The sequence below is a fragment of the Alcanivorax sp. HI0083 genome (genome assembly GCF_001635175.1).
Genome location: NZ_LWFX01000742.1, coordinates 1 through 408 on the forward strand (window position 1 = coordinate 1; position 408 = coordinate 408).

The following is a 408-nucleotide window of genomic DNA, read 5'->3' on the forward strand; positions in this document are numbered from 1 at the left end:
GGCCCGGCAATGTGTGGGAAAGCAAGGACTCAGTCCTTCTCTTCGCCCAGCACGTCACCATTGCTGGCATCGATATCCAGATCCCACTCCACGCCCTGCGGGTCGCGCAGCTCAACCTGGTAGATGTAGCGGCCATACTCGTTTTCCAGATCCGTGTCGGTAATTTTCGCATTGGGGTGCTTGTCCAATACTACCTTATCGAGTTTATCCAGGGACTGGATAGTGCCGTCTTTCACCAGTGTATCGATCTGGCTATGGGGTACGTCATCGGCCTGTACTGCACTGACAGACGCCACACCCAATACCGCAGCCATCAATGTTGTTTTGGTCAAAGTCATGTTTGCTCTCCTTTTCGTTGAAGTCGGGAGAACCATAACGCGCCAAGCTGAACGCAAACTGAATGCTGGC

The 408-nt window shown here is 53.2% G+C and carries 1 protein-coding gene; it reads right to left on the minus strand.

The genetic code is table 11. The features are described 5' to 3' along the window. Window positions 1-29 precede the first annotated feature (29 nt). Window positions 30-338: a PepSY domain-containing protein gene (locus A3754_RS07285; protein ID WP_063518919.1), complete on the minus strand. Its 309-nt coding sequence runs from the start codon at window positions 336-338 to the stop codon at window positions 30-32. Between the last annotated feature and the right edge of the window lie 70 nt (window positions 339-408).